24 protein-coding genes and 1 pseudogene are annotated in these 23,260 nt (G+C 69.2%); 4 read left to right on the top strand and 21 right to left on the bottom strand.

From position 1 onward, the window contains the following. Window positions 1–114 precede the first annotated feature (114 nt). From FS787_RS16265 to FS787_RS16255, 3 genes are all read right to left on the bottom strand, one after another. Window positions 115–1,806, bottom strand: a complete 1,692-nt coding sequence (locus tag FS787_RS16265) for a ribonuclease J (RefSeq protein WP_144674011.1) — start codon at window positions 1,804–1,806, stop codon at window positions 115–117. A 61-nt stretch (window positions 1,807–1,867) separates the two neighbouring features. Beyond that, a complete protein-coding gene (dapA, locus tag FS787_RS16260; RefSeq protein WP_144674009.1) occupies window positions 1,868–2,776 on the bottom strand; it encodes a 4-hydroxy-tetrahydrodipicolinate synthase in 909 nt (302 codons plus the stop codon). Window positions 2,777–2,933: 157 nt separating this feature from the next. Further along, window positions 2,934–3,287 carry a hypothetical protein gene (locus tag FS787_RS16255; RefSeq protein WP_144674007.1) on the bottom strand — a complete coding sequence of 118 codons (354 nt, stop codon included), beginning with the start codon at window positions 3,285–3,287 and terminating at the stop codon, window positions 2,934–2,936. A gap of 116 nt (window positions 3,288–3,403) precedes the next feature. Between FS787_RS16255 and FS787_RS16250 the strand changes: the two genes are divergently transcribed. Further along, window positions 3,404–4,639: a heparan-alpha-glucosaminide N-acetyltransferase domain-containing protein gene (locus FS787_RS16250; RefSeq protein ID WP_144674004.1), complete on the top strand. Its 1,236-nt coding sequence runs from the start codon at window positions 3,404–3,406 to the stop codon at window positions 4,637–4,639. 38 nt (window positions 4,640–4,677) lie between these two features. On the opposite strand, the gene FS787_RS16245 is transcribed toward FS787_RS16250, so the two are convergent. The 8 genes and pseudogenes from FS787_RS16245 to FS787_RS18225 all read right to left on the bottom strand — a co-directional run bounded on the left by FS787_RS16245 (window position 4,678) and on the right by FS787_RS18225 (window position 10,692). Continuing rightward, window positions 4,678–5,160, bottom strand: coding sequence for a hypothetical protein (locus tag FS787_RS16245; RefSeq protein ID WP_144674002.1), 483 nt, complete (start codon window positions 5,158–5,160; stop codon window positions 4,678–4,680). A 5-nt stretch (window positions 5,161–5,165) separates the two neighbouring features. Next, window positions 5,166–5,924 carry a 4-hydroxy-tetrahydrodipicolinate reductase gene (dapB, locus tag FS787_RS16240; protein WP_144674000.1) on the bottom strand — a complete coding sequence of 253 codons (759 nt, stop codon included), beginning with the start codon at window positions 5,922–5,924 and terminating at the stop codon, window positions 5,166–5,168. A 107-nt stretch (window positions 5,925–6,031) separates the two neighbouring features. Continuing rightward, the gene (locus FS787_RS16235; RefSeq protein ID WP_144673998.1) at window positions 6,032–6,535 is read right to left on the bottom strand and encodes a molybdenum cofactor biosynthesis protein MoaE; all 504 of its coding nucleotides are present in this window, start codon (window positions 6,533–6,535) and stop codon (window positions 6,032–6,034) included. Then, window positions 6,525–7,037, bottom strand: a complete 513-nt coding sequence (locus FS787_RS16230) for a MogA/MoaB family molybdenum cofactor biosynthesis protein (RefSeq protein WP_144673996.1) — start codon at window positions 7,035–7,037, stop codon at window positions 6,525–6,527. The genes FS787_RS16235 and FS787_RS16230 overlap by 11 nt, the downstream gene beginning before the upstream one ends. After that, window positions 7,034–7,537, bottom strand: a complete 504-nt coding sequence (gene moaC / locus FS787_RS16225) for a cyclic pyranopterin monophosphate synthase MoaC (RefSeq protein ID WP_144673994.1) — start codon at window positions 7,535–7,537, stop codon at window positions 7,034–7,036. Before moaC ends, FS787_RS16230 begins: the two co-directional genes overlap by 4 nt. Then, entirely contained in the window at window positions 7,525–8,748 is a 1,224-nt protein-coding gene (gene glp, locus FS787_RS16220; protein ID WP_144673992.1) for a gephyrin-like molybdotransferase Glp, read from the bottom strand. The genes moaC and glp overlap by 13 nt, the downstream gene beginning before the upstream one ends. Before the next feature lie 104 nt (window positions 8,749–8,852). After that, window positions 8,853–9,863 (bottom strand): annotated as a pseudogene (locus FS787_RS16215) (molybdopterin-dependent oxidoreductase); the annotation flags it as partial. Beyond that, a complete protein-coding gene (locus FS787_RS18225) occupies window positions 9,817–10,692 on the bottom strand; it encodes a hypothetical protein (protein ID WP_260982599.1) in 876 nt (291 codons plus the stop codon). The gene FS787_RS18225 and the pseudogene FS787_RS16215, both read right to left, overlap by 47 nt. A 125-nt stretch (window positions 10,693–10,817) precedes the next feature. On the opposite strand from FS787_RS18225, the gene moaA reads away from it, so the two are divergent. The 3 genes from moaA (at window position 10,818) to FS787_RS16200 (ending at window position 12,626) form a co-directional block, all read left to right on the top strand. Further along, a complete protein-coding gene (moaA, locus tag FS787_RS16210; protein ID WP_186329223.1) occupies window positions 10,818–11,954 on the top strand; it encodes a GTP 3',8-cyclase MoaA in 1,137 nt (378 codons plus the stop codon). Window positions 11,955–11,961: 7 nt separating this feature from the next. Beyond that, window positions 11,962–12,228 (top strand): MoaD/ThiS family protein, encoded by a 267-nt coding sequence (locus FS787_RS16205; RefSeq protein WP_144673988.1) that lies wholly within the window; start codon window positions 11,962–11,964, stop codon window positions 12,226–12,228. A 116-nt stretch (window positions 12,229–12,344) separates the two neighbouring features. Beyond that, window positions 12,345–12,626 carry a hypothetical protein gene (locus tag FS787_RS16200; RefSeq protein ID WP_144673986.1) on the top strand — a complete coding sequence of 94 codons (282 nt, stop codon included), beginning with the start codon at window positions 12,345–12,347 and terminating at the stop codon, window positions 12,624–12,626. A gap of 45 nt (window positions 12,627–12,671) precedes the next feature. On the opposite strand, the gene FS787_RS16195 is transcribed toward FS787_RS16200, so the two are convergent. The 10 genes from FS787_RS16195 to FS787_RS16150 all read right to left on the bottom strand — a co-directional run bounded on the left by FS787_RS16195 (window position 12,672) and on the right by FS787_RS16150 (window position 23,154). Then, entirely contained in the window at window positions 12,672–13,604 is a 933-nt protein-coding gene (locus FS787_RS16195; RefSeq protein ID WP_144673984.1) for an alpha/beta hydrolase, read from the bottom strand. After that, window positions 13,601–14,281 (bottom strand): TetR/AcrR family transcriptional regulator, encoded by a 681-nt coding sequence (locus FS787_RS16190; RefSeq protein WP_144673982.1) that lies wholly within the window; start codon window positions 14,279–14,281, stop codon window positions 13,601–13,603. Before FS787_RS16190 ends, FS787_RS16195 begins: the two co-directional genes overlap by 4 nt. After that, complete coding sequence (locus tag FS787_RS16185) at window positions 14,278–15,957, bottom strand: class I adenylate-forming enzyme family protein (RefSeq protein ID WP_144673980.1); 1,680 nt, start codon at window positions 15,955–15,957, stop codon at window positions 14,278–14,280. Before FS787_RS16185 ends, FS787_RS16190 begins: the two co-directional genes overlap by 4 nt. Then, window positions 15,954–17,240: a branched-chain amino acid ABC transporter permease gene (locus FS787_RS16180; protein WP_260982598.1), complete on the bottom strand. Its 1,287-nt coding sequence runs from the start codon at window positions 17,238–17,240 to the stop codon at window positions 15,954–15,956. Before FS787_RS16180 ends, FS787_RS16185 begins: the two co-directional genes overlap by 4 nt. Continuing rightward, window positions 17,237–18,112 carry a branched-chain amino acid ABC transporter permease gene (locus FS787_RS16175; RefSeq protein WP_144673978.1) on the bottom strand — a complete coding sequence of 292 codons (876 nt, stop codon included), beginning with the start codon at window positions 18,110–18,112 and terminating at the stop codon, window positions 17,237–17,239. The genes FS787_RS16180 and FS787_RS16175 overlap by 4 nt, the downstream gene beginning before the upstream one ends. After that, window positions 18,109–18,924: an ABC transporter ATP-binding protein gene (locus FS787_RS16170; RefSeq protein ID WP_144673976.1), complete on the bottom strand. Its 816-nt coding sequence runs from the start codon at window positions 18,922–18,924 to the stop codon at window positions 18,109–18,111. The genes FS787_RS16175 and FS787_RS16170 overlap by 4 nt, the downstream gene beginning before the upstream one ends. Then, window positions 18,921–19,685: an ABC transporter ATP-binding protein gene (locus tag FS787_RS16165; protein ID WP_144673974.1), complete on the bottom strand. Its 765-nt coding sequence runs from the start codon at window positions 19,683–19,685 to the stop codon at window positions 18,921–18,923. The genes FS787_RS16170 and FS787_RS16165 overlap by 4 nt, the downstream gene beginning before the upstream one ends. A gap of 99 nt (window positions 19,686–19,784) precedes the next feature. Beyond that, window positions 19,785–20,981: a substrate-binding domain-containing protein gene (locus tag FS787_RS16160; RefSeq protein WP_144673972.1), complete on the bottom strand. Its 1,197-nt coding sequence runs from the start codon at window positions 20,979–20,981 to the stop codon at window positions 19,785–19,787. A gap of 233 nt (window positions 20,982–21,214) precedes the next feature. Further along, window positions 21,215–21,700 carry a DUF1579 domain-containing protein gene (locus tag FS787_RS16155; protein WP_144673970.1) on the bottom strand — a complete coding sequence of 162 codons (486 nt, stop codon included), beginning with the start codon at window positions 21,698–21,700 and terminating at the stop codon, window positions 21,215–21,217. Between the two features lie 110 nt (window positions 21,701–21,810). Continuing rightward, window positions 21,811–23,154 (bottom strand): pitrilysin family protein, encoded by a 1,344-nt coding sequence (locus FS787_RS16150; protein WP_056432463.1) that lies wholly within the window; start codon window positions 23,152–23,154, stop codon window positions 21,811–21,813. Window positions 23,155–23,260: the final 106 nt, after the last annotated feature.

Below are 23,260 nucleotides of genomic sequence, written 5' to 3'. Positions count from 1 at the left end.
GGACACGCAAAAACGGCCCTCCCGGTCCGCCGCAAGCTCGAGGCTGCGGCAGGCCGGGAGGGCCGTTTCGGTGCGCCGGGAGGCGTTTGGCCTCCAGCGCGTGGGCTCCGGTACTTATGCCTCCAGGACCACCGGGATGATCATGGGCTTGCGGCGGAGCTTGCGGTTGACCCAAGTGCCCACCACGCGGCGGACAACCTGCTGCAGCTGGTGTGTGGTGTGGTCCGTGCGGTTGAGCACGGCTTCTTCCAGGGCGGCGTTGATCTTGGGGATGATCTCGTCGAAGACGGAGTCGTCCTCTGCCACGCCTCGGGCGTGGATCTCGGGGCCGGAAACCACCTTGCCGGTGGCGCGGTGGATCACGGTGATGATGGAGATGAAGCCTTCGTCGCCGAGGGTCTGGCGGTCCTTCAGGTCCGCTTCCGTGACTTCACCGACGCTGGAGCCGTCGACGTAGACGAAGCCGACCTCCACCTGGCCGACGATATCCGCCTGGTGGTCCCGAAGGTCGATGACTGTGCCGTTGTCCGCGAGCAGGATGCTTTCCTCGGGGACGCCGGAGTCCAGGGCGATCTTGCCGTTGGCGATCAGGTGGCGGGTTTCACCGTGCACCGGCATCGCGTTGAGCGGCTCCAGGATGTTGTAGCAGTACAGCAGTTCGCCGGCGGCAGCGTGGCCGGAAACGTGCACCTTGGCGTTGCCCTTGTGGATGACGTCAGCGCCAAGCTTGAGCAGGCCGTTGATGATGCGGAAGACCGCGTTTTCGTTGCCCGGGATCAGGCTGGAGGCGAGGATGACGGTGTCGCCCGGGCCGACGACGACGCGGTGGTCCCCGTTGGCCATGCGGGACAGGGCCGCCATAGGCTCCCCCTGGGAACCGGTGGACATCAGGACCACGCGGTTGTCCGGCAGGTTGTCGATGTTCTTGATATCGACGAGGATGCCCGCAGGCACATCAAGGTAGCCCAGCTTTTCCGCGATGGCCATGTTGCGGACCATCGAGCGGCCGACGAAGGCCACCTTGCGGTTGTGGTTGGCGGCGGCGTCGAGGACCTGCTGGACGCGGTGCACGTGCGAGGAGAAGGAAGCGACGATCAGGCGCTTGGAGGCCTGGCCGAAGAGCCGGTCCAGGGTGGGTCCGATCTCCTTCTCGGCGGTGGTGAAGCCCGGCACGTCGGCGTTGGTGGAGTCCGACATAAACAGGTCAACGCCCTCTTCGCCCAGCTTGGAGAAGTGGCGGAGGTCGGTGATCCGGCCGTCCAGCGGCAACTGGTCCATCTTGAAATCGCCGGTGTGCAGAACCGTGCCGCCGGAGGTGCGGAGGAACACGGCGAGGGCGTCGGGGATGGAGTGGTTGACGGCCACGAACTCGCACTCGAACGGACCGAACTTCTGCACCTGTCCCTCGGTGACGGTCTGGATGACCGGCTTGATCCGGTGTTCCTGCAGCTTCGCCTCGATGAGGGCCAGCGTCAGCCGGGAGCCCACCAGGGGGATGTCGGCGCGCAGGCGCAAAAGGTACGGAACGGCGCCGATGTGGTCCTCGTGGCCGTGGGTCAGGACGACGGCGACGATGTCATCCATGCGGTTCTCGATGTAGGAGAAATCGGGCAGGATCAGGTCCACGCCGGGCTGGGTCTCTTCCGGGAAGAGGACGCCGCAGTCGACAATGAGCAGCTTGCCGTCGATCTCGAAGACGGTCATGTTGCGGCCGATCTCCCCGAGGCCGCCGAGCGGAACGATCCGCAGGGTGTCCTTGAGCAGTTTCGGCGGCGTGACAAGGCCGGGAAGGGCGGTTTGGGTCATAATGCACTACTTTCCAGGCGGTTGCCGGCCTGGTCTTTCCTCATCAGGATCAAACACCCGATCAGGAAAAGACCATTCCGGCTTCCGCCAAGTCCTCGCGGATGGTTTCGATCTCGGCTTCGCCCGGCTCCACGAGGGGCAAACGGACAACCGAGTTGGGCAGGACTCCCTGCCACTTAAGAACTTGCTTCGCAGCAACAGCACCCTGGATATGGGTCATCACTGCACGGACCACGGGGTCCAGTTCGAAATGTATGGTGCGGGCGGTGGCGAAGTCGCCCGCAAGTGCGGCATCGATCATGGCGCGGAACCGCGGCGCCGCGACGTGCGCGGAGACGCTCACGAGTCCGGCGGCGCCGGCTGACATCCACGGCAGGGTCAGTCCGTCGTCGCCGGAGTAGACATCCAGGTCGGTGTTGGCGAGTACCCGGGTCACGGCGGCGAAGTCGGCCTTCGCGTCTTTGAGCGCCACGATGTTCCGGTGCTCCGCGAGGCGGATCATGGTTTCGGGCAGGATCGGGACGCAGGAGCGGCCGGGGATGTCATAGACCATCACGGGAAGATCGGCGGCGTCGGCGACGGCTTCGATGTGGGCCCGGATCCCTGCCTGGCTGGGCTTGTTGTAGTACGGGGTGACGATCAGCTGGCCGTGGGCCCCGGCTTTGGCGGCCCGCTTGGCCATCTCGATCGAGTGTGAGGTGTGGTTGGTGCCGGTTCCGGCGATCACCTTGGCGCGGTCCCCCACGGCTTCCACGACGACCCGGAAGAGCTTTTCCTTCTCATCGTCCTCGAGCGTGGAGGTTTCCCCGGTTGTGCCCGAAATCACGAGGGCGTCATGGCCGTCATCGACGAGCTTGTTGGCCAGCTCCGCGTTCTGCTGGTAATCGACCTCACCGTCGGATGTGAAAGGCGTGACCATGGCGGTCACGAGGGATCCGAACGTGAAAGAGCGAGTGCGAGAGTCAGCCATATGAAAAACGTTACCCTGTCCCCGGCGAGATCGGACAATGACGGCGACGTGATGAAGATCAACCCCGGACCGGAACCTCAGCCGGAGTCCGGCCGGCGGAGTGCGGCCGGCCGGGTGCGGCCCCCGGCGATTCATGCCTCGCGTTCGCCAGCGCGGCCTACGCGGCTCCGCCGGAGGGTGCGGCTCTGCCGGAGGGCGCGGCACAGTAGCGGCTCACCGCATCCTCCCGAAGGCCTTCTGCCCACGCCGCGAGCCGCTGGGCCGCCCGCACATAGTGGAACAGTTCGCCGGGAGTGAGCGCGTCGAGTTCGGTCTCGGCCAGCCGGCGCGCAAGTTCGGCGCCGGGCGCCTGCGCCGACAGGACAGTTCCCTCCTCCTGCCACTGGACGTCCTCCGCCGGCTCGCCGGCGACAAGCTGCCGGAAGAGGAAGTCCACGACGCCCGGACTCATTGCCCTGAGCACGCCGGGAATTGCGTCCGCCGGGAAGGCGGGTTCTGGTGCGTTGTTCATGACGACATAGTATTCGAACATATATTCGAACACAAGACCCTGTGCGGCTCCTGTGAACGCGCGCGGATCCGCCCTTGGCCGCAGACCACCGGAGCGTCTCGTGAGACGATCGGACGATGACGCCGCGCGGAACAACCTCCACTTCACGGTCCGCAGCAGGCAAGCTCGTTGGAACGCGGTTGTCAGGCATTGATGCCGCCCGCGGCCTGGCCCTCCTGGGCATGATGGCCACGCATGTCTTCCCGACGTTCGAGTCCAACGCCCAGCTCACCCCCACGTGGACGGGACTCGTGTTCTCCGGACGCGCCTCAGCCCTGTTCGCCGTCCTCGCGGGTATCGGGCTGGCCCTGTCAACCGGCAAGGAGCAGCCGCTTCACGGTCCCGCCCTGTGGGCGGCCCGCCGGGGCATCGCGCTCCGGGCCCTGGTGATCGGCGCCGTCGGGCTCTCCCTGGGCGGGCTCGAGGTGAACATCGCCATCATCCTGGTCCACTACGCCGTGCTGTTCCTGTGTGTGCTGCCCTTCCTCGGGCTGGACGTCAAACACCTGCTGGTGCTGGCCGCCGGCTGGGTGCTGGTCAGCCCGGCGGTCGCCTTCCTGCTGCGGCCCTGGCTCCTCACCGCCGAGCCGCCCCTGCAGCTGGGCCACAACCCCTTGTGGGAGGACCTGGCCACGCCGGCCGTCCTGCTCGGGGACCTCTTCCTGACCGGCTATTACCCCGTCCTGCAGTGGATTACGTATCTGCTGATCGGCCTCGCGATCGGCCGGCTCGCCCTCACGTCGGCGTCGGTCCCGGTTCTGTTGTTGGCGGTGGGATCCGCGGTGGCGGTCCTCGCCAAGTGGCTCAGCGTCGTGATGATGGAGGACTGGGGTGGCCGGGCGGCGCTGCAGGCCACTCTGCTCGATCCCTCGTACCCGCTGGAGAGCCTCCTGCAGGTCAATCTGGCCGGCGTGGACCAGACCGGATCGGCCTGGTGGCTCGCCACCAGCGCCCCGCACTCGGGCACCACACTGGATCTGCTGCACACCTCGGGGGTGGCGGCCGCCGTCGTCGGAGTCTTCCTTCTGGTGGGCCGGCTGGTCCAGGGGCCCGGGCTGGACGTGCTGCTCCCGCTGCGGGGCGCCGGTGCCATGACCCTGAGCTTCTACACGGCCCACTTGTGTGTGATGGCCTCGCTGCACGGCCGGCCGTTGCCGTCCGGGTGGACGGTTGAGGGCGTCTACTGGGGACAGGCCGTGGCGATCCTGGTCCTGGGCGGCATCTTCGCGGCCCTGTCATGGCGGGGTCCGCTGGAGTGGGTGGCGCATGCGGCCAACCAGCTGGGCCGCTACCAGCCGGCCCGTGTCCGGTAACTGCCCCGGTAACGGCCCGGAGCGGCCCGGAAGCGGCTTCAGGGCTGGCGGGATCCCGTGCGGTACAGCCGGACGGCGTCGCGCATCGCGGCACGCGCCCGCTTGCGGTCGCCCGCGGCGTCATAGGCGCAACTGAGCCGGAACCAGGAGCGCCAGTCCTCCGGCGCAGCTTCCGTCTCGGCACGGTACTTCTCGAATTCAAGGTCGGCAGCCTCGCGGACGATCCGCCCCGCAGGCGTGCGCGGCAGTGTGTCTTCCGGCAGCCCGCCCTCGGCTTCGAGGATTTTGGCCAGCCGTTCCGTCCGGGCGCCGAAGAGCAGCTCGCGGACCAGGGCCCAGGCCCCGATCACCGGGAGGAGCAGATACGCCACACCGATGGCCTTCGCCACCGGGTTGGGGTCCGTCATCAGGAGCACCGCGCGCTGGAAGGACACCACGAGGTAGAACACCAGCAGGAGCGTGACGGCGCCGACCCAGATCTTGGTGCGGTTGGCTTTGAACGCGGTCAGGACATTCGCCAAGGCGCTCAGAGCCCCAGGTCCAGGTAGCCGTCCAGCCCCACCGTGAGTCCCGGGTTCGCCTCAACGTTGCGCACGCCCAGCAGCACGCCGGGCATAAAGGAGGCGCGGTCGAAGGAGTCGTGCCGGAAGGTCAGCTGCTCCCCCGGCCCGCCCAGCAGTACTTCCTGATGGGCCACGAGGCCGCGAAGGCGGACGCTGTGGACACGGACGCCGTCGACGTCGCAGCCGCGCGCGCCGGGGCGCTCGCTGGTGGTGGCGTCGGGGCTGGCAGGCAGGCCGGCGGCTGCGCGCTCGGCGGAGATCAGCTGCGCGGTCCGCACGGCCGTTCCGGACGGGGCGTCCACCTTGTCCGGGTGGTGCAGTTCGACGATTTCGACCGATTCGAAGTAGCGGGCGGCCTTGGCCGCGAAAGCGGAGGCGAGCACCGAACCCAGTGCGAAGTTCGGCGCGATCAGGACTCCCGCGCCGGGATGGCCAGCGAGGAGTTCCTCGAGCCGGCCAAGCCTCTCAGCGTCCCAGCCGGTGGTCCCCACCACGGCATGCATGCCGTGTTCGACGGCGAAGCGGACGTTCGCTTCCGTGCTCTCGGGGACCGTCAGGTCCACCACGATCCGGGCGCCGGCGTCGACGAGCATGTCCAGGGAATCGTTCCTGCCCAGCGCGGCGACAAGGTTCAGGTCCGCGGCGGCCTCGACGGCCTGCACCGCCTCGGCGCCCATGCGCCCGTTCGCGCCCAGCACGGCGACTGCGAGTTGTTCGGTCATGCAATCAACCCTACCGCCGGGGCGGGCGCCGCCTTGAACCGGCGGCCGCGCATGACAACCCCCAGCAGGCCCGCTGCTCGGCGCTGGCGCGCCCTGCTACGGGAGGGCTATTCCCCCGCGCCGACCCACTCGACCGTGCCGTCAGTGAAAAACTGTTCTTTCCAGATGGGAACCTGCGCCTTGATCCGGTCCACCAGTTCCGAGCAGACCGCGAAGGCCTGGCCGCGGTGCGCGGCGGAGACGGCGCAGACCAGGGCGGGATCGCCGATCTCCAGCATCCCGATCCGGTGCGCCGCCCAGATCCGCACCGGCTGTGCTGTGCCGCTGCCGGGCTCTCCCCCGTTCCCGGTGTCAGCGCCGGCTGCCTGTTCGGCGACGAGTTGGGCGACGACGTCGGCCATCACCTGGTGCGCTGTCGGGTGCGCGCTGTAGCTGAGCCGCCGGACCGGTTTGCCGCCGTCGTGGTTCCGGACCACGCCGCTGAAGCTGACCACCGCGCCCGCGGTGTCGGATTCGACGGCGGCGATGGCCTGGTCCACGGCAATGGGCTCGGCGCTCAGGACCGCGTTCACCACGACAAAGTCCGGTTCAAAGGTTGAGTCAGTGGCCATGGCTGCCTTCCAGCTGGTCGCACAGGTGTCCGAGGATGGGATCCAGCACGCTGAGGCCGTCCATCACGCCCTTGGGGGATCCGGGGAGATTGACGATGAAGGTCTGGCCGGCCGCCCCCGCGTGGCCCCGGCTGAGCATCGCCATGGGGGTTTTGGCGGTCCCGGCGCCGCGGATGCCCTCCATGATGCCCGGAATTTCGCGGTCCAGCAGGGGCAGCGTCTGTTCCGGGGTGGCGTCGGTGGGGCTGAGGCCGGTGCCGCCGCTGGTGATAATGACCGCCGGCGCCTGGGTCAGGAGCGCGCGCAGGGCCGCGCCCACCGCTTCGCCGTCGGGGACCACAAGCGCCGGGTAGGGCTCAAAGCCGTGTTCGGTGAGCCAGTCGATGATGACGGGGCCGGTCAGGTCCTCATAGATCCCGGCCGCGGCCCGGGTGGAGGCGATCACGACGCCGGCCTTCCGCCCGGTGGCTTCGCCGTGCCGGTGTGGTTCGGGCATGCTCATAGTGTCCAGTCCCCGCTCTTGCCGCCGCTTTTGGCCAGCACCTTGATGTCGGTCAGCACCGCGTGTTTGTCCACGGCCTTGATCATGTCGTACACGCTGAGGGCGGCCACGGAGGCTGCGGTCAGCGCTTCCATCTCGACGCCGGTGATGCCGCGGGTCTTGACGGTGGCGAAAACCGTCACCGTGGTGGTGTCGAGCTCGAAGTCGACGGTGACCTTGGCGATCGGGAGCGGGTGGCACAGCGGGATCAGCTCCGGGGTCTTCTTCGCGGCCATAATGCCCGCGACCCGGGCCACGGAGAGGGCATCGCCCTTGGGCAGCTCCCCCGCGCCGAGAAGGGCCAGGACCTCGGCGGTGCTGCGGACGGTGGCGGTGGCCGTGGCCTCGCGGGTGCTCTCCGCCTTGTTGGACACGTCCACCATCTGGGCCGTGCCGTCCTGCCGGAGGTGGGTCAGGCGTGGGGTTCCCGTTGCCGGGTTATCTTCGTTCACAGCATCCATACTTCCACTTCGGCGCCCTCCGCGAGCGCGGACGTTCCTTCCGGGATCTGGATCAGCGCGTTGGAGCGGGCCAGGGCACTGACGAGGTGTGATCCTGCGCCGCCTTCCAGCCGGACGGTGCCGTCGGGGAGGGCCGTGCCGCGCCGCACCTGGTGCTTGCCCGGCGGGGACGCCAGCGCCTGGGCCAGCCGGGCCCTCACCACGGGACGCGGCGCGGGCGAGCCGAAGAGGTCGGCCAGGGCGGGCCGGAGGAACATTTCGAAGGAGACGAGGCAGCTCACGGGGTTGCCCGGAAACCCGAGGACCGGGACGCCGTCGAAGGTTCCGACCCCCTGCGGCCCGCCCGGTTGCATCGCGACGCCGAGGAAGTCGACGGCGTGGCCTTCCATCGCCTGCCGGACCACCTCGTAGGCGCCCTTGCTGACTCCGCCGGTGCTGACAATCAGGTCCACGTCCGCCGCATGCCTGCGCAGCAGGGCCGCGAGCTCCTCGGGGCGGTCCGTGGAGATCCCGGTCCGGGTGACGTCGAGGCCGGCCTGGCGCATGGACGATTCCAGCAAGGTGGCGTTGGAGTCGTAGATCTTGCCGGGGCCCAGCGGGCTGCCCGGTTCCACGACCTCATCGCCAGTGGTGACAAGGAGGATCCGCAGCGCTTGGTAGACGGGGACCTCGGTGAATCCCAGAGCGGCCAGGAGTCCCAACTGTCCGGGTCCCAGGAAGGTCCCGGCGGCAAGTGCCAGTGCCCCGCTACGGATGTCGCTGCCCGCGTCGCGGACAAAGTTCCGTGCCGGGGCGGCGGGCAGCCGGACCGTGGCCGGCGTGTCGTGCGCGGGGAAGACCGCTGGCAGGGCCTGTTCGATCGGGACGACGGCGTCCGCTCCGGGCGGCATCATGGCGCCGGTCATGATCGGGGCGGCGGTTCCGGGGGCCAGTTGGGGGGGTGTGGCACCGGCGGGAACGGGGGCGACGACGCGCAGTTCGGCACCGTCGTCGGGCACGTCGGCACTGCGGATCGCGTAGCCGTCCATCTGCGAATTCGGGAACGGGGGCAGGTCCAGCGGAGCCACGACGTCCGCCGCGAGTCCCCTGCCCAGCGCTGCGAGGAGCGGGAGCTGTTCAACCCGGTCCGGGGTGCGGAGCGGAGCCAGGAGCCGGCGGACGGACTCGCGGTGCGCTTCGACGGTGACGTGCCGTGTCTGGGTGCGGTGCATGCGTTGGTAACCCCTCGTCGTGAGCCGGTTACTGAAGGTGCCGGTCCGGCTCCCCGGTCCGGCGCCTTGCCCGGCTGCCTGGCCGGGCGTGTTGGCCCAGTGTATTAGGACTTCACGTCAACTCTAACCGTGTGAAAGCCCGTGGCCCCGCTGGGCACCACCGGCGCCCGGTCCTCCACCTGCGCGGCGCCGGCGAGGTCCGTGGCGCGGACCTGGACCTCGTACTGGCCGGGGGCCAGCGGCAGGGCCAGCTTCCACTGGTACCAGGTGTCCGTGGATATCCCGGGGGCCAGCTCGGCCTGCTGCCACGCCCCGCGGTTTACCCGGAGCTCCACCCGGCCGATCCCGGTGTGCTGGGCCCAGGCCACCCCGCCGAAGGCCACCGTGCCGGCGGGCACGGAGCGGCCGTTGCGGGGCACATCGATGCGGGAGGAGGTCTTGATGGGTCCCCTCTCGCTCCAGCCGCGGGGCGTCCAGTACCCGACGTCGTCCGCGAAGCGCGTCACCTTGAGCTCGGTGACCCACTTGGTCGCGGACACGTAGCCATAGAGCCCGGGCACGATGAGCCGGACCGGGAAGCCATGCTCCAGCGGCAGCGGCTCACCGTTCATCCCGACCGCCAGAAGCGCATCCCGGTTGTCCGTCAGCACCTCGAGCGGGGTGCCGGCGGTCCAGCCGTCAGCGCTGCGGGACAGCACCATGTCCGCGCCCTCCTGCGGGCCGGCGAGGGCCAGCAGGTCCCGGACCGGCCAGCCGAGCCAGCGGGCGTTGCCAATCAGGTCACCGCCCACCTCGTTGGAGACGCAGGCGATGGTGACGTGCCGCTCGACCAGGGGCTTGGCCAGCAGCGTGGCGAAGTCCAGCGAGACCTCGCGCTCCACGAGCCCGGTGACCTTCAGGGTCCACTGACCCGGGTCCAGCACCGGGACGCGCAGGGCGGTGTCGATCCGGTAGAAGTCCTTGTTGGGCGTCACCAGCGGGCCCACCCCGTCCAGCCGCACCTCGGCTCCGGCCGGGATGGGCGGCGCCGGTGACACCGGCGCGGGAAGCACGAGCTTGCTGCGCAGGTCACTCACGACGGCGGCGGCTCCCCGGAACGTCGCGGCGAGCACGCCGGGGGGCGGGGCGGGGGGGGCGGGTTCGCCCGGGAGCGCGGACGCGGGGGGGGGGGAGGCCCCCCCGCGCGGCGGCGCCCCCCGGGAGCGGCGCGGCGTGCACGCGGGGCCCCGCCGCGACGGCGGCCGTTCCGCCGAGCACCTGGAAGAAGCGGCGGCGGGAGGCAGGCTGCGCCGAGGTGGCAGGTTCTTGCGCCGCGGGGGCAGTGTGCTCGGCTGGCGGGGCTGTGCCGTCGGCCGGCGCGGCAGCGTCTCCCACTGCGGGTGCTGTGTCTTCAGCCGGCGGCGCTGTGTCCCCGGCCGGGAGTCCGGCGTCGGTTTGCCAGTCCTCCAGCCTGCGGATCAGCCAGCGCAGCAGGACCATGCCCACCACGGCGGCGAGCAGCGGAACGGGGATCGCGTTCCCGGTCAGTTCGCTGCGGCCCAGCACGGCAGCCAGTCCTGCCACCCCGAAGACGGCGATGATGGCCACCCCGGCGAAGCGGCGCCGCAGCTCCACGATTCCGGCCATGGCGGCCAGCGCGGCGATCACGAGCCCCATGCCGCCGAGCAGGGCGATCTTGTCCGCCGTGCCAAAGAGCGAAATGGCCCAGTCCTTGAGGCCCGGCGGGACCACATCGATCACGGCGCCCCCGACGGCGGTCACCGGCGAGAGTGAGGGACTCACCAGTCCTGCCGCGAGTTCCCCCAGCGCCAGCCCGGTACCGACGGCCACGACTCCGGCCGCGGCCGCCCAGGCAGAGGTTTGCCGGGTCGTCATCCGCGCGACCGGGGTCTGTGGGCCGGGATTTGCAAGGGTGCCCGGCTGCCCGTGCTGGGAGGTGTTCACGCTCCCAGCATAGATTCGCGCCGGCCCCGGCGGCACCGCCCGCCGGGGCCGGCGCAACACGGGACCGGGGCAATACGGCGCCCAACAGGAGTGATGCCGGCGCCGAGGTGGCGTAGCCTGACTCTATGAGTGTTCAGCTTGGTATGCCCCAGCCCCGCGCGGAGGACGGTTCCGGCGCGGGCACTTCCGCCGCGCAGGTGCCCGGGCGCCCGGCCGGGATGCCCGCCGGCCTCGTGGACCGCTACGGCCGCCGCGCCACCGATATGCGGCTTTCCCTGACGGACAAGTGCAATCTGCGCTGCACGTACTGCATGCCGGCCGAGGGCCTGGAGTGGTTGTCCAAGCAGGCTGTGATGTCGGCGGAGGAGATAGTCCGGATCGTGCGGATCGGCGTCGACATGCTGGGAGTTCGGGAACTGCGGCTCACCGGCGGTGAACCGCTGGTGCGGGCCGATCTGATGGACATCATTTCCGCCCTCCGCCACGCCCATCCCGACCTTCCGATTTCCATGACCACGAACGCCGTCGGCCTGGACAAAAAAGCCGCCGGGCTCAAGGCCGCCGGGCTCTCCCGGATCAACGTCTCGCTGGACTCGCTCCATGAGGAAACGTTCACCCAACTGACCCGCCGCCCCTTCCTGAACAAGGTCCTGGCCGGCGTGGATGCCGCCTGGGCCGCCGGCCTTGGCCCCGTGAAGCTCAACGCCGTGCTGATGCGCGGCATCAACGACGCCGAGTCCCCCGCGCTGCTGGCCTGGGCGCTGGACCGCGGCTACGAACTGCGCTTCATCGAGCAGATGCCGCTCGACGCCGACCACGGCTGGACCCGCCGGAACATGATCACCGCCGCGGAGATCCGTGAGCTGCTCTCCGTCGACTACGTGCTCAGCAGCGATCCGCGGGACCGCGACGGCGCCCCGGCCGAACGCTTCGAGGTCCGGGCCCGTGTGCCCGGCACGGCCGACGCCACCGGGCCGGTGCTCGGAACCGTGGGAATCATCGCGTCCGTGACCGAGCCGTTCTGCTCCGACTGCCGCCGCACCCGCATCACGGCCGAGGGCAAGATCATGAGCTGCCTGTTCTCCCGCGAGGAAGTGGACCTGCTGGGGCTGCTCCGCGAGGGCGCCAGCGACGAACAACTCGCGGAGCGCTGGCAGGACGCCATGTGGATCAAGCCCAAGGCCCACGGCATGGACCACGTCGGACTGGACGCCCCGGACTTCGTCCAGCCGGACCGCAGCATGAGCGCCATCGGAGGCTGAACCACCCGTGAACGTACGTTACTTCGCTGCCGCGCGCGCTGCCGCCGGCGCCGACGAGGAACACTTCGACCTCCCCGCCGACGCCACGGTCGATTCGCTGCTGGAGGCCATCCTCGCCGTCGAGCGCCCGGAACCCCCGGCCGGAACACCGCCGCTGGCGCGGCTCCTGTCCCGGAGCAGCTTCCTGCTCAACGAGGTGGCGGTGCGGAACCGTGCGGCGGCGCTGAAGCCGGACGACGTCGTCGACGTCCTTCCGCCGTTCGCCGGCGGATAGGCGAGGCGCCGGAACCCGGCCGCTCCCCCACCAGATGGGGGTACCGCCTACTCCGTGCCGCGCGTAGCTTGGAAGCATCCCTACAACCTGAGCCGGCGCCGGAAGGACCGATGGCGATGTACACCCTTCAGATAGAGCACGCGATCAAGGATTTTGGCATGTGGAAAGCCGCGTTCGACCGCGATCCGGTGAACCGCGCGGCGTCGGGGGTCACCGCGCACCGGATCAGCCGCCCGGTGGACGATCCGAACTACGTGGTGGTCGAACTCGACTTCGAAAGCCGCGACCAGGCCGAAGCGCTGCTGGCGAACCTTCAGGCGAACGTCTGGAATTCCTCCACCGTAGCCCCCGCCCTCCAGGGCGCCCCGAAAACCCGGATCCTCGAGTCGGCGGCGTAAGCCCCCAGCCAGAAACGTGCCGGGCGGGGGCTCACGCAGAGCCAGCTACGCCAGCGCCAGCGCCTCCCGCACGGTGTCCGCGACGGCGGCGGCGCCCGCAGCGCCCATGATGATCGTGTAGTGGTTGACGTCCGGGACCTCGCGCACTGTCAGCGCGGGCAGTTTGTCGGCCCAGGCATCCAGATACCCGGGTGCGTACAGGCCGCCGGGTTCGTCCAGCAGGCCGCGGGGCGCCCGCAGCACCAGGGTCTCCACCGCGAGTTCGTCCAGGGCCTTGAGGAGTGACGGACCGCGGCGCAGTTCGGCGGTGTCGTCCGCCATCGCCTGGTACCGGGTGGCCGGCCGGAGCAGCGGTTCCTCGCCGGTGAGGTCGTAGTCAACGTAGTCCTCCACCAGCGGGCTCCAGTCCGCGCTGAAGGCCGGATGCTGCTTCCAGTAGCTGCGGTACGCCTCCCGGCTGGGGAAGACGGCGTTCAGCCGCTCGGCCGCGGGTCCCAGCACCGCCGCGACAATCTGCTCGTCGCTGAGGTCCGCGGGCACCTGCAACGGCAGTCCGCCGTCCACCAGCACCAGGGACCGCACAAGCTGCGGGAACAGGTTGGCGAGCACCACGGAAACGAAAGCGCCCATCGAATGGCCAACCACAACCACCGGGCCCGTACTCAGCGCGGCAAGCACAGCAGCGAGGTCCTCGGCGTGGGAGGGCATGCCGTACGGCGCGGGCAGGGCGTTGCTGAGCCCCCGGCCGCGCAGGTCCGCGGCAATGATCCTGACGTCCGGCAGGGCTTCAGCCAGCTTCGGCCAGGCCTTGTGGGAGGCCGTCACCCCGTGGACCGCGAGGATGGTCGGCGCGGCCGGGTCCTCGGGGCCCCAGAGGGCGGTATGCAGGGTTCCGCCACGGACGTGGACCTCCGTGGTCCGGTACGTGGAGTTGCCGGCTGGATTGTTGGCGGCTGTGTTACTGGCTGTCTGGTTCACGGGGCTGTCCCTTCCTGGGTAGGGGTGGTGCCGGTAGCGGTGCTTCGCGTCGTGGCTCCCGGTGCGGGGGCGAGTGCGCGTTCGATGAACTGCATCATTTCTTCAAAGACTTCCTCCGGGACGTCCGGCCGGGCGCCCTGCGCGGGTTCGGCGCCTTCCTCGTCCCACAGCACCCAGCGCATGCCGATCAGCTCGCCGATGCCCATCAGCGCCCAGGCCGCCACGGTGGGATCCATGTCCCGGACTTCGCCGCTTAGCTGCGCGGCTTTGAGCCCTTCGATGTAGCCGTTGACGATCCGGGTGTAGTGCAGGCGCAGGGCCCCGGGCGAGACGAACTCGGCCTGCCGGATGATCCGGTACAGCGCGGGGTGTTCCGCCGTGAACTTGAAGAAGGCCCGGAAGCCGGCCCGTTCGGCGTCGAACCGGGTGCCGGCGGAGCGGGCGGCGTCGGTCATGGCGTGCCGGACCCGCCGGTTCAGGTCCTCGACCACCTCATCGAAGATGGTCTGTTTTCCCTCGAAGTACAGGTAGAAGGTGCCCAGGCCGACGCCGGCCTCCTCGGTGATTTTTACGATCGAGGCTTCGTGATAGCCCACGGAGGCGAACACGGTTTCGGCAGCCTGGAGCAGCTTGGCCCGGGTACGGGTGCCCCTCGCGGTGCGCGGCACGGCGCTCACCTCCGGCTCCCGTCAACGGGCAGGGACGCGGCCGCGCCGGCGGGGCGGGCAGCGGTCCCGTTCCCGGCGGGGCGTCCAGCATGCCCGCGCTCGTCCAGCTGCTGCCGCAACCGGGCGCGCAATACCTTGTTCAGCGCCGTGCGCGGCAGCGCGCCCACGGTCTCGATCCGTCCGGGAACCTTGAACCGCGCCAGCCGGGCCCCGCAGTGTTCCAGGAGTTCCTGCTCATCCGTGGCCATGCCGGGGCGGATCACCACAAATGCCACGCCGGTTTCGCCCCAGCGTTCGTCCGCCACGCCGACGACGGCGGCCTGGGCCACCGCCGGATGGGCCAGCAGCGCCGCCTCGACCTCGGCGGGGGCCACGTTTTCGCCACCGGAGATGTAGATGTCCTTGAGCCGGTCCACGACTTTGATGTAGCCCTCGGCGTCGCGCTCCACCAGGTCCCCGGTGCGCAGCCAGTCCCCGGCGAGGACGGCGGCCGTCGCGGCGGGATCGCGGAAGTAGCCCGCGAAGACCCCCGGTCCGCCCACCAGCAGCTCCCCGGAGGCGGCGCCCTCCAGGATTTCCCCGGTGACCGGATCGGCCACCGCGACGGCGACGTGCGGATACGGTTTGCCCGAGTATCCCACCATCCGCAGGGCATCCTCGTTGGCGAGGCAGAGCACGTTGGGCGAGGCCTCGGTCAAGCCGTAGCCCTGACTCAACGCCACACCCCTGCGGTGCCAGATGCGCAGCAGTGCCGCCGGCATGGGTGCCCCGCCCACCACGGCGTGCCGGAGGCTGCCCAGCTCGGCGGTGGCGAAGTCGGGGTGCTCGGCGAGCATCAGGTACTGGGTGGGGACGCCCATGAGCATGGTGACCCTTCGCTCCGCGATCAGCTGCAGGACCCGGCCGGGTTCGAAGCCCCGTTCCAGGACCACCGTGGCGCCGGTCCACCAGGCCAGCAGGGGCTGGATGTTCCAGCCGCCGACGTGAAACTGCGGCAGCACGGCCAGCACCACGTCGGTGCTGCCCAGATCCATCGTCCGGGACAGCGAGAGGTTGGTCCAGAAGCAGTTGGCGTGGGTCAGCACGGCGGCCTTGCTGGCCCCCTCGGTGCCGGACGTGAAGATCATCAGGAGCGGGTCGTCGTCGCGGACTTCCCGCGGCTGCTCAGGCCGGCGATCGTCAGGCCCACGATCGCCCGTCCGGCCGGCGCCCGGAGCGGGCACCGTGGCGGCCAGCGCACGTGACGGCGGCGGCACGGATTTTTCGACCCCGCCGGGACCCAGCGCGGCGGTCCGGGGCCGGTGCGCCAGCAGCGCGCACGCGCCTGCCGCGAGGGAATCCAGTTCGTCCTCGACGAGCAGCAGCTGGGGGTCAGCAAGTTCAAGCTGCGCTGCGAGTTCCCGGGGTGAAAGCCGCCAGGACAGCGGAACGAGGACCAGCCCCGCCTTGGCGCAGGCGAAGAAAACCACCACGTGATCCGAGCTGTTGCCGGTCAGGGTGGCGATCCGGTCCCCCGTCACGTAGCCGGCAGCCGCCAAGCCGGCCGCCAGGCAGGTCGCCCGGCGTTCCAGCTCGCCGTAGCTCAGCGTGCAGCCGCGGTCATCGACGGCGATCCGGTGCGGTGTGGCGTGGCTGCGGTCGGTGGTCCAGCGGCCCAGGGTGTGCAGTCCGTCAGCGGGTGTCATGCCGATTCCTCCAGGATCTCGCGGGACGCCTCAGTCCGGTCATGTCCAGTCCTGTCATGTGCCGTGCTGCCTTCCCCGGTGCGGGCTTCCCCGGCGCCCCGGAGCCGGTTGCGGCGCCGGGCGAGCCGCTGCGCGGTGCCCGTCAGGCCGCCCGGCAAGAACAGCACCACCAGGATGAACAGGGTGCCCAGGATGAACAAGGGTTCAGACAACGGTATCCGCAGGATGTCCGGCAGGGCGTCGATAGCGTCGGAGTTCGCGAGCGTTGTGAGGCGCTGGTCCAGGATGGTGTAGAAAACGCCGCCGATCACGGCGCCCCAGCGGGAGCCGACACCGCCCAGGACCACCATAACGAGCAGGGTGATGGTCAGATCGGCGGAGATGGCCCGCGGGACGGCTCCGCTCTGCAGGAGCAGGAACACCATCCCGATGATGCTGACCAGGACGGCTGAGACGACGAAGATCAGCAGCTTCACAAGGTAGGGCTGCAGGCCCAGGACGCGGACGCGGAGTTCGTTCTCCCGGACCGCGGCGGCGACGTGGCCGGCGCGGGAGGACTGCACCCAGGTGACCACGATGAACACCGCCACAAGCACTGCCAGGGCCAGCCAGTAGAGGTTGCGGGTATTGACCACGCCCACGAGGAAATCGGGCAGGTTCTCGGTGCGCAGCGAGAGGCCTTCGTCTCCGCCTGTGGTGCCGTCCGGGTTGCGCCCCACGATGACGGATCCGGCCTGGGCGAAGGCGAGGGTGACCATGGCAAAGGGGATGCCGCTGACCCGCAGGCTGATGCTGCCTACGACATGGGCCAGCACGATCACAACCAGCAGGGTCAGGCCCATCGCCGGAAGCAGCGGGATGTCCAGGTTCTGCAGGATGATGGCCAGCCCGTAGACGCCGGCGCCGAAGTACAGGGCATGGCCGAAGGAGAGGAGTCCGGCGACGCCCAGCAGCAGGTGGTACGTGAGGGCCGCGGCGGCCATCAGCATGCACATGGCCAGCAACTGCAGGGATCCCGGGGTGTAGGTGGGTCCGGGCAGCACTCCGGGCAGGGACAGGTTGAGCAATGGCAGCAGCACCAGGAGGACTATGCCGGCGAGCCCGGCGGCGGCGCCGACGATCGTCCGGCGGGTCGGGCGCGGCTTGCCGGACGGGGTGGAACGCTGGTCGGGCGCTGTCCGGCGGGGAGCGCCGTCGGCCGTGCCGGACGCCCCCGCGCCGGGGATGTCCTGGCTGTTGGCCCCCGTGCTGTTGGTGCCGGCGGCGTCGGTATCGGTGGTCATGAGGTTCTCCCGAGCAGGCCGGAGGGACGGAACAGCAGCACAAGCGCCAGGGCCAGCACCACAACGAAGTCGCCGGTGCCGCCCAGGTAGAAGTTGGCGAACTGCTGCAGGACAGCCACCGCGACGGCGGCAATGGCCGCCCCGGTCAGCGAGCCCAGTCCGCCGATCACGGTGACGATAAAGGCAAAGATGAGCAGGGAACCGCCCAGCATCGGCGAGACGTAACCGAAGTAGTGCGAGGCCAGGACCCCGCCCAGGCCCGCGGCGGCACCGCCGATGGTAAAGACCAAGGTGAAGGCCTTCCGGACGTCGATGCCGAGGGCCGTCACCATGGAGCGGTTCTCGACGCCGGCCCTGATGATCATGCCGTAGCGGGTGTTCTTCAGGAAGAACACCATGGCCAGCAGTACCAGGACGGCGGCGATGATGCAGACAAACCGGTCGTTGGGAACGCGGGCACCGAGGATCTCGGTGGTGTCCTTGAACCAGGCAGGTCCCTGGATGAACACCGGGTCAGTGCCCCAGATGCCATCAAACAGTGCCACCGCAGCGAGCGAGAGGCCCAGGGTGATGAGAAGCTGCTCGATGTGCCGCTGGTACAGCCGGCGGATCAGCACGAACTCGGTGAAGGCGGCGAAGGCGGCGCCTGCCGCGGCGCCGACCAGCAGGGAGAGCAGGAAGATCCCCCAGTCGTCGGAGCCGGTGCGGCGGGCGACTTCCCAGCCGGCGAACGCCCCGAGGGTCAGGAACGCGCCGTGGGCGAAGTTGAGCACACCCATCAGGCCGTAGATCAGGGACAGCCCGGCGGCCACCAGGAAGTACAGCGCTCCCAGGCCCAGACCGGTGAAAAGGAGCAGGACGACGGTACTCACAGGGCGGCGCCTTTCCCGGCGGGGGCCGCCTCTGTTGTCGCCGGAGTTTTGCCCGTGTTTTCCCGTGCGTTGTCCTGCGAGTTCTCCCGGGCAGGGCCTTCGGCGGCGACGCCCAGCAGCCGCTGGGTCAGCTCGGCGTCGTCGAGGAATCCCAGGGCGCTGCCGGTGTGGACCACCCGGCCTCCGGAGAGGACCACCGAGCCTTCCGCGAGCTGGCGCACGACGTGCAGATTCTGCTCGACCAAGAGGATGGGGACGGTCTTCGCTGCTTCGGCGAGGGTCTCGGCGACTTCGGCCACGATTTTCGGGGCCAGGCCCTTGGTGGGTTCGTCGACGAGCAGGATCTTGTTGGTGTTCAGCAGCGCCCGGGCCAGGGAAACCATCTGCTGCTGGCCGCCGGAGAGGGTCCCGGCCATCTGGGCGGACCGGGCAAGCAGGTCCGGAAAGAGGTCCTCGACCAGCTGGCGCCTGGGTGCGTCGTCGCGTTCGGCGAGCCGGAGGTTTTCCGCCACGGTGAGCTTGGAGAACACTTCGCGGTCCTCGGGTACGTAGCCCACACCGCTGCGGATGATCTTGAAGGTCGGCTCCTTCTCGATCCGCACGCCGTCGAGCTCCACGGCCCCGGTGCGGTCGATCAGGCCGATGATGGCCTTGATGGTGCTGGTCTTTCCGACGCCGTTGCGGCCCAGCAGCGCGGTGATGCCGGTGGCCGGGACGGTGAAGGAGACATCCTCCACCACCTGCTGTCCGGCGATATGGGCGCTGAGACCTTCGATCCTGAGGATGGGTCGGGTTTCCGCTGCGGCGGTCATACGGGTTCTCCCAGGTAGGCACTCTGTACGGTGGGGTCGGACATCACGGCCTCCGGGCTGTCCAGGGCGAGCAGGCTGCCATGATGCATCACGGCCACCCGGTCCACGAGGCCCAAGACCACGTCCATGTGGTGCTCCACCATCATCACGGTGCAGCCGCGGTCCCGGTGCATCCCCCGGATAATGGCGCTGAGGGACGGGACGTCCCCCGACGCCACCCCGGCCATCGGCTCGTCCAGAAGCACGACGGCGGGATTCGTCGCCAGAAGGACGGCGATCTCCACTTTGCGCTTCTCGCCATGCGAGAGGTCCCCCGCCGCCGTCGTGAGCTGGCCGGTAAGGCCGACCTCCTCGATGGTGCTGCGGGCTGTCCGGGTGGCCTCATCGGAGGCGGAGGGAAAGCGCAGGAGGCTGTTGCTCCCGCCAAGTTTCGCCTGTGCGGCAAGCCGGACATTTTCCAGCACGCTGAGGCGGGGAAACAGGTTGGAGGTCTGGAAGGTCCGGCCCAGCCCTGCCTTGGCCCGGCGGTGGATCGGCGCGGACGTAATCTCCCTGCCGTTCAGCGCGATGCTGCCCGTGGTGGGCCGCATGACACCGGAAATCAGGTTGAACAAGGTGGTCTTGCCGGCGCCGTTGGGGCCGATGACGCCGATCATCTCGCCGGTGCCGACAGTGAAGCTCACATCCTGGAGGATGCGGGCACCGCCGATCTGGAGACCGAGGCCGTCCACCGCGAGGGCGGGCAGGGCTGGGGAATTCATTCGGGTCCTTTGTGACTCGCTGGGGCCGTGGGGATGGTGCGCGGCGCTGTGCCGTGTTCCGGTGATAGCCGGTGTTCGGCGGCACAGCGCCCCGACGAGTTACTTCTTTTCCGGCGGTGCGACAGTGTCGCCCGCAACGACGTTGACGAGCTCGGGGCCCCAGCTGCCGTCCTTCTGGACGAGCTTCACCTGGTACATGTCCTGGATGAGGGCATGGTCCGAGGCGCGGACAGTCTGCTTGCCCTTGGGGCCGTCGAAGCTGAAGCCCTCGAGGGCCTTGACCATGGCGTCGGCGTCGGAGCCGCCTTCCTTGATGGCCTGGACGATCATCTGGCCGGCCACGAAGCCGTCAGGGGTGAAGAGGTCCGCCTTCTTGCCGGCTTTCTCGACCGAAGCGATCATCTTCTTCTCCACCTCGGTGCCCGAGGCGCCCGGGAAGTAGTGGTTCAGGAAGCTGATCTTGGAGGTCGCCTCGCCGTAGGCCCCGAAGGTGGCGGCGTCGCCAAGCCCGGTGACCACCGGTGCGACGTCGAAGGCGCCCTGCTGGCTCAGGGTCTGCCACATGGTGCCGGTGGTGGCCCCGGCCCACGCCACGAAGACCATGTCGGGCTTGGCATCGACGAGCTGGCGGGCAAAGGGGGTTAGTTCCTGTCCTTCCGGAACGAGGACTTCCTCAACGGTGGCGCCTTTGGCTCCCAGGACGGCCTTGACCGCGGCAACGTTGCCCTGGCCGAAGGCGTTGTCCTGCGCGAAGACAACCACCTTCTTGCCGTTGGTGTCGATGAAGGAGCCGGCGGTGGCCACATCCTGGAGGCTCTGGCGGCCCGAGCGGAAGGTGTACTTGTTGATTCCCTGGATGGCGTCAGTGGCCGCCGGTCCGGAGATGTACAGGACCTTGTTCTGGGCGGCCTGTTCGGCGAGCTTGAGCGCAATGCCCGAGGCGACCGTCCCGCCGATGATCTTGTAACCCTTGCCGATCATGTCCTTCGCGGCCGTCACGGCCTTGTCCGGATCCCCGCCGTCGTCGGCGTAGGTGAGGTTGATCTTGGCCCCGTTGACGGCCCCGGTCCCGTCGGTGGCGTGGTCGATGCCCGCCTGCAGGCCTTCGTAGTAGGTGGCGCCGTAGGCTGCCAGCGGTCCGGTTTTGGAGTAGATGATGCCGACATTAACAGGCTCGGCGGCCGTGGTGCTGCCCGACTCGGCCGGCGCTGCGGTGCCGGCAGAGGGGGCACAGGCGCTGAGGGCGAGCCCGGTGGCCATGACGGCGGCCATCAGGAACTTCTTTGTATCCTTCACGGGATGCCTTTCTTGAGAAATCCGCGGAATCTGAGCACAGGATCTGACTCGAACTGCACTGAACCTGAAAGGTGATTCAGATTACAGTCAATCTAAAGGCGCAGGTCAGGGCGTGTCAACGGATTTCAAAGGCGGCTTTGCAACGTTATGGCAACGGTTGGCCGCTCCGACGCTCCATCAGCACACGTGAGGGAGGGTCCGACGCTCTATCGCATCAACCGCGGGAGCGTGTGTCAGGCCGGGACGGTCGCATCCTCGTCCACACGACGGCAGACCGAGATCATCAGGGGCGTGAAGTCGGTCGCGGACCCCAGCCGGAGCCCGGCGCTGTGCGTCAGCACGCCGTCGTCCACCCGGAAGGTGTGCCGGGACGTGCCGCGGTCGCTGCGCCGTTCCATGGTGAGCGTGCCCTCCAGCCAGCTGGCGCGCGCGGGCGCCTCCGGGGGCAGCCCCATGCTGTTGACGTGGTACCAGAGGGTGTCCGGACGGTCGGGGTCCACGGTGAAGACGCCGTGGCCTTCGGAGCGGGCGCCGTCGGCCTCCGTGTGCCGGTAGCTGTGCGTGACGGCCAGCCCGGCGGCGGCACGAGCGAAGGTCACTTCGACGGCGGCGACCCGCGCCGGCCCCCAGGATGTGGCCTCCCACTGCGTGGTCCCGGTCCAGTGCCCCAGGAACGCTTCAAGCGCCTCGTGTGCACTGCCTGGCAGCGGCCGGTCCATGTCTTCCTTCCAGGGACCCCTTCTGAGGATTCCTTCCAGGGGCCTCCCGAGTGAGCCCATCCCCATCATCACGCGGCGCCGCTCGCCGTGTCTAGGTGCGGCCGCGGGCGTCAGAGGCCGAAGGTCTCGGATTCCTCGAAGGGGCCCACCACGGTGACGGTCCGCGGAGCGGCCGCCAGTTCGCGGGCGAGTTCCTGGACCTCGGCTGCCGTCACGGCTTTGATCTGGCGCAAAGTTTCGTCGATGTCCTGGTATTCACCGGAGACCAGTTCGGCGCGGCCCAGCCGGGACATCCGGGAGCCGGTGTCCTCCAGCGCCAGCACGATGCCGCCGCAGAGCTGCCCGACTGCCTTGCGGAGTTCCTCGTCCGAGATGCCGCCCTCGGCCAGCTTGTCGAGTTCGGCGCCGAGGAGCTCGAGGACCTGGCGGACCTTCGACGGCGTGCAGCCGGCGTACATGCCGAAGTAGCCGGCGTCGGCGTAAGAGGAGGCGAAAGAGTAGGTCGAGTAGACCAGGCCGCGCTTTTCCCGGACTTCCTGGAACAGCCTGGAGGACATGCCGCCGCCGAGCACCGCGTTGAGCACGCTCATGACGAAGCGGCGGTCGTCGGTGGCGACGATCGTGGGGCAGCCCATGATGATGTTGGCCTGTTCCACGGGACGCTTGACGACGTGCAGGCCGGCGGTGCCGGTGATATCGGCCCGGTCGGTGGAGCGGCGCTGCACCGGGGCGGCGTCGGGCTCGAGACTCCAGCCGGCGGAGTGCAGGGCATCCACCACCAGTCCGCAGACGACGTCGTGGTCCAGTCCCCCGGCGGCGGTGATGACCAGCTCGTCCGGACGGTAGTAGCGGCGGTAGTGGTCCCAGACGGAGTCGCGGGCGACGGCGCGGATGGCGTCCGGGGTGCCGCCGATCGGCCGGCCCAGCGGGTGGGTTCCCAGCACCGCGGCGACGAAGTGTTCGTGGGCCACGTCCGTGGGATCGTCGCTGTCCATCGCGATCTCCTCGAGGATGACGTCGCGTTCCTGCTCCATCTCCTGCGGGTCCAGCACGGCGCCGGTGATCATGTCCGCGATGACGTCGATCGCCATCGGCAGGTCGGTGTCCAGCACGCGGGCGAAGTAGCAGGTGCTTTCCTTCGCCGTCGCGGCGTTGGATTCCCCGCCCACCTCGTCAAAGGCCGAGGCGATCTCCAGCGCGGTGCGGCGCCTGGTGCCCTTGAACAGGAGGTGCTCCAGGAAGTGCGTGGAGCCGTGCTGCCCGGGAGCCTCGTCGCGTGAGCCCACGCCGACCCAGAAGCCGATGGTGGCCGAGCGTTGCCCGGGCATCGCCTCGGTCAGCACGCGGACGCCGCCGGGCAAAACCGAACGGCGCACCTCGGAACCGCCGTCGGCTCCGTGGATGAGGGTGTCAGCGTGCTGGTTCTGCTCAAGCGGCAGGGGGACGACAGTCATTAAGGCCTTTCAGTTAACACATGCCAAATCTGCCTGCCATCCTACCTGCCTTTAACGGCGGCGGGGCCGGTGGACGAATCCACCGGCCCCGCCGCTTGAGTCAGGA

Origin of the sequence: Arthrobacter sp. U41, from assembly GCF_007679325.1 — a bacterium.
Lineage (GTDB): Bacteria > Actinomycetota > Actinomycetes > Actinomycetales > Micrococcaceae > Arthrobacter.
Note: the sequence above shows the minus strand (reverse complement) of the source record. Positions and strands in the feature narration are given on the sequence as shown.